The organism is Barnesiella sp. CU968, from assembly GCF_905219685.1.
GTDB lineage: Bacteria > Bacteroidota > Bacteroidia > Bacteroidales > Muribaculaceae > Lepagella > Lepagella muris_A.
Genome location: NZ_CAJMXD010000205.1, coordinates 1 through 5,331 on the forward strand (window position 1 = coordinate 1; position 5,331 = coordinate 5,331).

A 5,331-nucleotide genomic window follows, 5' to 3' on the forward strand; every position below is an offset into this window, starting at 1 on the left:
ATATAGACCCTTTTGCACATGGCTTCACGCCAATGTACAAAAGGGTTTGCTCGTTTTTGGACTGTAAAAGATGGGAAATTAACTATTTTTCCTCTTAATTTATCAACGCCGTAAAAAGAAATTGGTTTTAACGGTGTGTCTCCGTTAAAACCAATCTAATACAGATGGCGTCTGCCGGGGTCATCCCGCCAAGTAATACATTCGCACAAACTGTCAAGACAGGAGTTTTTCACCTCCCGACATATCAGTATATTCTTGAAAATGAATGACCGAAACGCTCTCGTGCCTCACGCTCCAGCTCTTCTCTGAATTGAGGAGCGGCGATTGAAATCATAAGTTTTGCTCTTTCCGCAAGATTCTTCCCCCGAAGATTGACAGCACCATACTCTGTCACCACATAATTTGTCTGGAACCGTGTCGTCACAACTCCCGCACCTTCTGTCAGAACCGGCTTGATTTTATTCACGCCTTTCGCGGTAGTGGCAAGCATCGCAAGAAACGAAAGACCACCCTCACTGCGCGAACTTCCATACACAAAATCATGCTGCCCTCCTACTCCTGAAAAAATCTTCTTGCCGATGGAATCGGCACATACCTGCCCCGTAAGATCTATTTCCAGACAGGAGTTGATTGACATGACCTTGGGGTTTCTGGCAATTGTAAAAGGATCGTTTGTCCATGCGACATCCTTAAAGAGCACGTCTTCATTATGGTCAAGGAATTTATATAACGCCTTGGAGCCTAACGCAAGAGATGCCACAGATTTTCCAGGCAAAACTGTTTTTCGGGAATTGTCTATAATTCCTTTTTCAAGAAGAGGTAACACACCGTCTGTCATCGCTTCAGTGTGCAATCCAAGATTCTTGTGATTCTCCAAAGCCCGTATCACCGCATTCGGTATTCCTCCGACACCGATCTGCAAGGTCGCCCCATCAGGAATCAGCTCTGCGATGTAATTGCCTATTTTTATTTCCTGCTCTGTAGGCATCGCTGTCGGGACCTCCACCAATGGATCATCAACCTCCACAGCTGCTGACAGTTGCGACATATGTATCACCGCGTCTCCAGGAGTGAAGGGGACATGGGGATTTATCTGTGCTATGACTCTGTCTGCACATTCAACAGCACTCGTTGCGAGATCTGCCGACACCCCGAAACTAACCTCTCCCCTTTCATTCGGAAGAGAGCAATTAATAAGAGCGACATCCACACGGCATGTGCCGTCTCTGAACAATGCCGGCACCTCTCCAAGAAAACGGGGAGTCATCGTGCCGTATCCCTGCGCGATCCATTCCCTGAAAGAATTCGAAACAAAGAAAGAGTCAACAAAGAATACATCTTTGAACTCGGGGCGGCATATAGGCGATGGTCTCCGACCGACGGCAAACGCACTGTATACTGTTATATCACGCAGCTCATGACCTCTGTCGGCAATCGCATCAACCAGAACTTCCGGTATCGAAGTCGATCCCTGAATATATATATGGTCTCCGTTTTCTATCAATCGTGCAGCTTCTGCCGCAGACATATATTTAATCTCGCTCATTTGTGATCTTCATTAAATTTACTCAGGAATCTCTCAAGTTTGTCAAAAGCCATATCGTCAGGTATCATAGACACACACACCCGAACGCCATCTCGTGTGCTTCCTGCTGAATACAACGATATAGATGCGACTCCATATCGCAGCAACTCCTTATGCAACTCATCCGCGGTCATATCACGATAACCTGCGGTAAAGAAAAAGCCGTCGGCTATAGGCTGGTCTCCATCCATGTCATAGACAATATGAAAACCGTTCCTGACAAAAATATCCTTTGCTTTTGCTGCCTTGCGGGCATACTCACTGCAATGCTCCACGAAATTCAGCTCTCCCCTCACTGCAGCCGCCATCATTGCCGCCAATGCATATTGGGCGGAATGAGCCGTTCCTGATGACGAACAATAAAGCACTCCGTAAATATAGGCATCTCCGAAAGCTGGCATTTCATAAAACTCTTCCAGAAACTTATAATGTCTGTCGTAAACCGCCTCGCTCATACATACAACCGCGATACGCTGTCCGGCATAACTGAAAATCTTGGAACCGGAAAGCATCAATATATAATTGTCGGTATATCTCGCGACGGTCGACACATACGGTTCTACGCCCGGAGTACTTATATCTGTACGGAAGTCCATTCCGAAATACGCCAGATCTTCCAATACAATCACATCATATTTTGTTGCGAGACGTCCTATTATTTCAAGTTCTTCTTCTGTCAGATTCGTCCACGCCGGATTATTGGGATTACTGTAAATAATTCCGGTGATATTACCTTCCCTAAGCATGCTCTCAAGCTTCTCCTCCAGAGCCTTTCCCCGGAAAGAATAGATATCAAAGGCTGCCTCCTTTATTCCCAATAATTTTGCCTGATTTCGCTGTGCTGGAAAGCCGGGATTCATAAACAGCATGGTATCCTTACCCGGTATACGCTGGGCAAGAAGCAACATGAGCGTGAAACTTGCCTGCATCGACCCTACGGTCGGAACTACTCCCTTTTCAGGAATGTCAATATTCATGAATCCTTTGACAAAATCCTTGGCTGCGCGCTTCAACTGCTGGATTCCGGCTATATTGGGGTATTTGTTGGCTATACCTCCCTTAAGCGCAGAAATTTCCGCTTCCACCCCGATGCTCTCTGCTTCAAGTCCGGGATTACCTATCTCTAGATGAACCATTCCCTCCCCTGCATCTTTTTCAAGTTCATTTGCAAGAGAACATATCTGTCGGATTGTAGCCGATGAAAGATCCATGATGGAAAGCCGACGGATTGCATCCGCCATTGCTTCTTGACTTAACGGAAACATATTACCTGGATTTAATTAGATTCTCTGTATATTTTCTTCCGGCACGGAATGCCTCAAGATTACTGTTTACAATTTTGTCGCCTTTTGACGAGAAAAGACGTGATATCTCCTCTTCTATGAGTTCTTTCTTTATATCTATAAATGGTGATGCAGCACCCAGAAGCACCATATTTGAACTTCTGGGAGACAACAATTCTTTTGCTGTCTCATCCATATTGAAAGCAACTACATTGCCGCTCGCCTCAAGTTCTGACTCGACTTTATCTATCGCCGGATAATTATCTATGTTGACAAAAGGATTGGTGTTTGTAACAATCCATCCGTCAGAAGAAAGATAAGAACCATATCTCAAAGCCTCCATAGGTTCAAGCGAGACAATAAGGTCTGCGGAGCCCTGCGGTATAAGATCGGAATAGATTGGATCAGAACTTATGCGGAGATTAGACTGCACGTCACCCCCACGCTGACTCATACCGTGGACCTCTGCCTGTTTCAGGAACAGATTCTCTTTCAGTGCCGCAGCTCCGAGAATTGTGGCGATAGTGAGTATTCCCTGACCTCCGACACCCGCCAATATTATATCTGTTTTCATATGTTACTCTTTTGTGATGATTTGACACTATTGTTTTTTTGCTGATGCGTGACGACGTGCGGTCTGAATGCATTCACGTCTGGAAACAATTACCGACAGTCCAGGATAATCTATCTCCTCCTTGAAAAGCCTGACCATATCATTGTGATTCTTAGGGAGAGAATCTATTGTACGCACATGTTCAGGCAACGCGCCGAGACCAAGACAAATATCCTCAAGCTTTCCTGTTCCCTGAGAATCCTGTCCTCCGGTCATTCCGGTGGTCAGGTTATCCGATATTATCACCGTCATATGGGTGTTCTCGTTGATTGCATCAAGAAGACCGGTCATTCCGCTGTGGGTGAAAGTTGAATCACCGATAATTGCCACAGCCGGATGCTGTCCGGCATCCGCAGCACCTTTTGCCATAGTGATCGATGCGCCCATATCAACACAGGTATCTATGGCGTTGAAGGGTTTCAGGAAACCGAGTGTATAGCACCCTATATCGCCGAAAACCTTTGCATTATCATATCCCTCAAGCACCTCGTTAAGCGCACAATACACATCTCTGTGCCCGCAGCCTTGACATAAAGCCGGAGGTCTGGACACGACAGTTGCAGAGACCTCCTTCTTTTCAGGTGCTTTAAGAACTGAAAGCGAAGGCATTATCCGGACTATTGTTGTCTTTACCTCATCCGGCGACAATTCTCCGTCACGAACCACATCTCCGCTCAGTTTGCCATAAATCCTTTTCCCGGTATCAAGAAGGCCGCGCAACCTTGACTCTATAAAGGGCTGCCCCTCTTCAAGAACAAGGATGGCATCACAAGAATCATAAAGTCTGCGTATCAGCTTCTTTGGCAACGGATATTGGCTGATCTTAACTGTCGGGAAAGGAACATCGCCGGAAAAAGCCTCTTTAAGATAATTGTAAGCGATTCCACTTGCAATTATTCCCAGCTCATGACGTGGAGCCTCCTCGTATCTGTTGTATGCCGACCCTTCAGAATCTTTTATAAAGCACTCATAATCAGATATAAGTTGTCTGTTGCGAATCTTAGACATTGCAGGCATCAAAACCCATTGTTTCGGATTATCCGGATAACTTCTTCCATTCTCTGCCGAGGGAGAGTCATCCACTTCGACTACAGCCCTGGAATGGCTCAGTCGTGTGACAAATCTGAAAAGAACTGGGATATTGAATTTTTCCGACAGTTCAAAACCCGCACGCGCCATATCATAAGCCTCCTGCTGATCTGAAGGTTCAAGTGCAGGAATCATCGCAAAATCAGCATAAAAACGCGAATCCTGCTCATTTTGCGACGAATGCATTCCGGGATCATCTGCCGCCACGACAAGAAGACCGCCGTTCGCTCCCGTCATTGCAGAATTGACGAAAGGATCGGCGGCCACATTCAGACCCACATGCTTCATTGACGTGAATGTACGCTTACCGCAGAATGACATGCCGAGAGCTTCTTCCATTGCTGTCTTCTCGTTTGATGACCAATGGGAATGTATACCTCGCTCCTTTGCCACAGGATTTGTCTGCACATACTCCATTATTTCAGTGGACGGTGTGCCGGGATATGCATATGCGCCTGACAGACCGGCATTGATTGCACCTAATGCAAACGCCTCGTCACCGAGTAAAAGTCGTTTTGTTTTCATGATCGCGTAAATCTAAGGTATGTTAAGTGTTGTTTTCTAATTGTCGTATTAAGTCCGGATGCGCTGCACCGCTCCCTTGTATGGACATTGCAAATATAAGAATTTTATCAATTACAATAATAATACTTAAATCTGTTTAAAAACATTAAATTCCCAGATATGTCCATATATTAACATAAACTTGGTTTATTATATTTGCTGATATGACAATATATCCTTAAATTTGCGAAAATTTC

General features: G+C 45.4%; 4 protein-coding genes. All 4 read right to left on the reverse strand.

The features are described 5' to 3' along the window. Positions 1 to 244 precede the first annotated feature (244 nt). Genes JX312_RS08735 through JX312_RS08750 form a run of 4 tightly spaced genes read right to left on the reverse strand, consistent with a single transcriptional unit; the run spans position 245 to position 5,095 of the window. Entirely contained in the window at positions 245 to 1,537 is a 1,293-nt protein-coding gene (locus JX312_RS08735; protein ID WP_204457735.1) for an acetyl-CoA hydrolase/transferase family protein, read from the reverse strand. Between the two features lie 5 nt (positions 1,538 to 1,542). After that, positions 1,543 to 2,826, reverse strand: a complete 1,284-nt coding sequence (locus tag JX312_RS08740) for a pyridoxal phosphate-dependent aminotransferase (protein ID WP_239653868.1) — start codon at positions 2,824 to 2,826, stop codon at positions 1,543 to 1,545. A 25-nt stretch (positions 2,827 to 2,851) separates the two neighbouring features. Next, entirely contained in the window at positions 2,852 to 3,442 is a 591-nt protein-coding gene (locus JX312_RS08745; protein ID WP_204457733.1) for an indolepyruvate oxidoreductase subunit beta, read from the reverse strand. Positions 3,443 to 3,469: 27 nt separating this feature from the next. Next, positions 3,470 to 5,095 carry a thiamine pyrophosphate-dependent enzyme gene (locus JX312_RS08750; protein ID WP_204457734.1) on the reverse strand — a complete coding sequence of 542 codons (1,626 nt, stop codon included), beginning with the start codon at positions 5,093 to 5,095 and terminating at the stop codon, positions 3,470 to 3,472. Positions 5,096 to 5,331: the final 236 nt, after the last annotated feature.